At 62.2% G+C, this 4003-nt stretch carries 5 protein-coding genes and 1 riboswitch; all 5 genes read right to left on the bottom strand.

What is annotated here, in order from left to right; genetic code table 11:
* On the bottom strand, nucleotides 1-226 hold a 226-nt coding region (locus EOD07_RS25385; protein ID WP_164772511.1), incomplete at its 3' end, for a hypothetical protein.
* Between the two features lie 465 nt (nucleotides 227-691).
* Nucleotides 692-1393 carry an MgtC/SapB family protein gene (locus EOD07_RS25380; RefSeq protein WP_245470472.1) on the bottom strand — a complete coding sequence of 234 codons (702 nt, stop codon included), beginning with the start codon at nucleotides 1391-1393 and terminating at the stop codon, nucleotides 692-694.
* A 139-nt stretch (nucleotides 1394-1532) separates the two neighbouring features.
* Nucleotides 1533-1691 carry a peptide ABC transporter permease gene (locus EOD07_RS25375; protein WP_073989221.1) on the bottom strand — a complete coding sequence of 53 codons (159 nt, stop codon included), beginning with the start codon at nucleotides 1689-1691 and terminating at the stop codon, nucleotides 1533-1535.
* A gap of 133 nt (nucleotides 1692-1824) precedes the next feature.
* Nucleotides 1825-2889: a class II fructose-bisphosphate aldolase gene (fba, locus tag EOD07_RS25370; protein WP_041005077.1), complete on the bottom strand. Its 1065-nt coding sequence runs from the start codon at nucleotides 2887-2889 to the stop codon at nucleotides 1825-1827.
* A 163-nt stretch (nucleotides 2890-3052) separates the two neighbouring features.
* On the bottom strand, nucleotides 3053-3520 hold the full coding sequence (locus EOD07_RS25365) for a 6,7-dimethyl-8-ribityllumazine synthase (RefSeq protein WP_127237369.1): 468 nt from the start codon (nucleotides 3518-3520) through the stop codon (nucleotides 3053-3055).
* 80 nt (nucleotides 3521-3600) lie between these two features.
* Nucleotides 3601-3746, bottom strand: a riboswitch (FMN riboswitch).
* Nucleotides 3747-4003: the final 257 nt, after the last annotated feature.

The raw sequence follows: 4003 nt of genomic DNA, 5'->3' as shown, positions 1-4003 counted from the left end.
TGTCGAAGCGGTCGGCGATCTCGCCGCCCAGCGCCGAAAGCAGCAGGAAGGGGGCCATGAAAATGGCGCCGGCCAGCGTCACCAGCGACGCGGCCTGATCCTTCGCCAGGGTGAAGAGAATGAGGAACACCAGCGTGTTCTTCAGGAAATTGTCGTTGAAGGCCGAGAGGAATTGCGTCCAGAAGAGAGGCGCGAAGCGCCGCGACATCATCAGATGGGTGTTCATGGCAATTTCCATTGGGCAAGTCCGGCCGGCAATCCGGTTGGACTGAGCGGACACTTGCGCGGTTTGAGCCTTGTTTATCGGGAAGCGGTTAAGCTTCGTTACTGCGAACCAATCCAATCCATTTGTTTCTTGTTCTCGGCGCATGGAATCGGTCGTCCGTGACCGGTCTCCAGGCCTTCCAGGCACTTGACTGTTTGCGGGCGTGGCTGTCGGCGAGCATCGATAGGATCCTTTCGTTTCAGCGTTAAGCCGGATCGGCGCCGGTCTGTTTCAGGCCGGATACATTACTTTGAACGTTGTTCACGATCACACCATAGCACATCGTGAACGGCGTTCAAGAGAAAAATGAACGACGTTCACGCCACTCGAAGCATGGTCAACAAAGCGAGCAGGCTGGTATGGAAGTGCTGGGCTTGTCCTCCGGCGGCCCGCGTCGGCGCGCAAACAGGGCAGTGTGAACCCTGCTCAGGTGGGCTTTTCGCCGATCACCTCGAACCGCTCAACCGTGCAATGCTCGCCGACCACGCCCAGCACGTCGGTCGAAGGCTGGTCCGCATCCGGCTGCTTCCATCGGACTTGGAAGGAAAACACGAAACGGTTGCCGATGGTGTCATGCTCCATGCCGACGAGGCGGGCATCGTAGCCGAGTGTCCGTATCATGCCATGGAGGTCGGGCGGCGAGCTGTTCGGCCATGAAACCGAAAGCATCGCCTTGTGGTCGCGCGAAATCTTGAGGTCGACCCATTTCAGCCCCTGCAGCGTGACCAGAGTCAGCACCGTCGCGATCGCGCCGAGGCCATATTGGCCGCCGCCGAAGGCGAGGCCGATCATGGTCATGATCCACATCGTGGCGGCGGTGGTGACGCCGGTGACGAGATCGCCCCGCCGCAGAATCGCGCCGCCGCCGATGAAGCCGACGCCGGTGAGCACCCCGAGCGGAAATCGCATCACATCCATGCGCACGAACGAGTCCGGCCCTTTGCCGGAGAGATCGAGAAGCATGTTGGCCTGGATCATGGCCACGCAGGCCGCCAAACCGACCAGTATGGTCGTTCGTAGCCCGGCGGAATGGCCGCGCGCCTCGCGGTTCAGACCGATGAGAAAGCCTGCCAGCAGCGTGAGCAGCAACCGCCCGACAAGGTCCGACCAGGTCGGATGAAGCGGCATGTCGCAGCAAAGCGGCTCAAACATCGGTCATCAGGGCAACGTAGCTCGCCGCGCCTCATTTGCATCTGGCACGTTCAACTATACTCGGCCAGGATGGTTCCTTGGCTGGCGCGCCTGTCACACTGGCAGCGGACGGCCCTCAATGGGCGGCGAGGCTGACCAGCAGCGCCAGCACCACGATGCCGACCAGCCCTGCGATGAAGATGATGCGCTGCGCGCGCGTGCGCAGGATGATCTCGCCCTGCCGGGCATTCTGTCCGGAGAAGACCGGCCCTTCGTCGTCGCGATCCTTGCTCATGACCTGCTCCTTCCCTTGGATGGGTGTGGAAGGTGTCTGAGCAGGAACCGATTTGTCGGCGTGAAGTTCCACCGCGTTTCGGCAAGGCGATATCCGCGACCGGGCGTCGAACCGGTCGCGGGGAGTGATCGGCTCAGCCGAATTTCGGGTCGAGGCTGCCCGACTTGTAGCGCTTGGCCATGTCGGCCAGCGGGATCGGCTTGATCTTCGGCGCATTGCCGGCGGTGCCGAACTGCTCGAAGCGCTCCTTGCAGAGCTTCTTCATCGCCGCCATGGCCGGCGTCAGATATTTGCGCGGATCGAACTCGCTCGGGTTCTCCGTCAGCACCTTGCGGATCGCGCCGGTCAGCGCCATGCGGTTGTCGGTGTCGATGTTGATCTTGCGCACGCCGTGCTTGATGCCCCGCTGGATTTCTTCCACCGGCACGCCCCAGGTCGGCTTCATCTGGCCGCCATATTTGTTGATGATCTCCTGCAGCTCCTCCGGCACCGAGGACGAGCCGTGCATGACGAGATGCATGTTGGGCAGGCGGCGATGGATCTCCTCGATGACATTCATCGCCAGCACCGCGCCGTCCGGCTTGCGCGAGAATTTGTAGGCGCCGTGGCTGGTGCCCATGGCGACCGCCAGCGCGTCGACATGGGTGTCGCGCACGAATTGCTCGGCCTGCACCGGATCGGTCAGCAACTGATCGTGGCTGATCGCGCCCTCGACGCCGTGACCGTCCTCCTGCTCGCCGCCGCCGCTCTCCAGCGAGCCGAGCACGCCGATCTCGCCTTCCACCGAAACGCCGCCCCAATGCGCCATGTCGACGACGCGCCGCGTGATCCCGGAATTGTAGGCGTAGTCGGCCGGCGACTTGCCGTCTTCCTTCAGCGAGCCGTCCATCATCACCGAGGTGAAGCCGTACTGAATCGCGGTGACGCAGGTCGCTTCGTTGTTGCCGTGGTCGAGATGCATGCAGACCGGGATGTCGGGATGGATCTCGACCAGCGCGTCGATCAGCTTGGCCAGCACCACGTCATTGGCGTAGGCGCGCGCGCCGCGGCTGGCCTGCAGGATGACCGGCGACTTGGTCTCCTCGGCCGCCTCCATGATGGCGAGCCCCTGTTCCATATTGTTCATGTTGAAAGCAGGCACGCCATAGCCGTGTTCGGCGGCATGGTCGAGCAATTGTCTCAGTGTGATGCGAGCCAACGAATAGTCTCCCGTATCTGGTTGCAGGCACAAAGTTACCAACGTCAGGCGCCATGGCCCGACCCGACTGCTTCTGGCCGGATTTCCGGCGGACCGCAACCACTCAAGTTGCGGTCCTGAAATCCAAATCGGTTTAGTTTCAATGCACCGCTCGCGGAGCGGTTCAGGCGGCGATACGTGCGCGCGCGGCGAGGATTTCGACGCAGGCCTTCGCCGCTTCCTTGCCCTTCACGCTGAAATGCTCATGGAAGAAGCGGTGATGCTCGGCGCTGTCATGGTAGTTGTGCGGCGTCAGCACCGCCGACAGCACCGGCACGCCGGTCACGAGCTGCACGTTCATCATGCCGTCGATGACGGCGCTCGCCACGAAGTCGTGCCGGTAGATGCCGCCATTGACGACGAAGGCGGTGCCGAGGATCGCGGCATAGCGACCCGTCTCGGCAAGCGTCTTGGCGTGCAGCGGGATCTCGTAGGCGCCCGGCACGTCGAAGATCTCGACGGCAAAGCCGCCAAGCGCGGCAAGCTCCGCCTCGAACGCCGTCACGCATTGGTCGACGATGTCGGCATGCCAACGCGCCCGGATGACGGCGACACGACGAGCAGTATGGTCTTTGAGAAAATGCTGATTCATGGGTCCTTCCTTCCGTTTCGAACCAGAATCAGGACGCACGACGCAAAAACGCGGCCCGCGCGAGCGGACCGTCTTTTAGCGATCGTTCTCTTCCATCCGGACTGTAACCGTCGGCCCCGGAATTGCACCGGATCTGCTGACCCTTCCGATTGCCGGAAGGCGCTCGCGGGCTTGGGTCGAAACCCTTACCGCCGGTGGGGACTTTCACCCCGCCCTGAGAACATTAACGGTGGTTTTATGGGAGAGGAGGAAGGTGCTGTCAATTGGCGTCTAGCCAATCTCTCCCTTATCGGGGATGCCCGGCAGGGTAGAGGAGGGCGGCGTTGCAGGATCAAGGTTCCTCGCCCCACGAAGTGGGCTAGGAGATTCACACATCTCGTAGGCTCCAGCCACGTGCGATGGATTGGAAGTACTGAAGGCCGTGGCGGAAGGTAATAGGGCCTGGCGGCTTGGACTTGGGATAGCCATCCCATCCTCCGAGCT

The organism is Mesorhizobium sp. M2C.T.Ca.TU.002.02.1.1 (assembly GCF_003997225.1).
This window is presented reverse-complemented; position numbering and strand designations above follow the sequence as displayed.

Bases quoted from the DNA above. Each gene is read 5' to 3' on its own strand.
- EOD07_RS25375 (WP_073989221.1), bottom strand. From the start codon at position 1,691: ATGAGCAAGGATCGCGACGACGAAGGGCCGGTCTTCTCCGGACAGAAT.
- EOD07_RS25380 (WP_245470472.1), bottom strand. From the start codon at position 1,393: ATGCCGCTTCATCCGACCTGGTCGGACCTTGTCGGGCGGTTGCTGCTC.
- EOD07_RS25365 (WP_127237369.1), bottom strand. From the start codon at position 3,520: ATGAATCAGCATTTTCTCAAAGACCATACTGCTCGTCGTGTCGCCGTC.